Below are 343 nucleotides of genomic sequence, written 5' to 3' on the forward strand. Positions count from 1 at the left end.
TTGAACAAGCTGCGCAAGGTGTCGGCGCAGAATCTGACCCGTTCATGGTTGACTATTCCCCATGTAACCCAGCATGACAATGCGGATATCACCGACTTGGAGGCGTTTCGTAAGAGCCAGAACAAGCGTCTTGAACGTGAAGGGGTAAAGCTCACCATGTTGGCTTTCCTAGTAGCGGCCTGTGCACGGGCGTTAAAGGAATATCCACGGTTTAACAGCTCTTTGGAAAATAGCGGCGAAGCATTGATTGAAAAGCGGTATATCAATATTGGTATCGCAGTCGATACACCTAATGGATTGGTTGTGCCGGTGATCAAGGATGCGGATAAAAAAGGGATAAAGG

General features: G+C 48.1%; 1 protein-coding gene. It reads left to right on the top strand.

The window, feature by feature from the left end; translation table 11 throughout:
- Positions 1-343, top strand: a 343-nt coding sequence (locus F8C76_RS19435; RefSeq protein ID WP_211372207.1) for a 2-oxo acid dehydrogenase subunit E2, incomplete at both ends; no start/stop codon positions are given.

It is taken from the genome of Flagellimonas olearia, assembly GCF_009184425.1.
Lineage (GTDB): Bacteria > Bacteroidota > Bacteroidia > Flavobacteriales > Flavobacteriaceae > Flagellimonas > Flagellimonas olearia.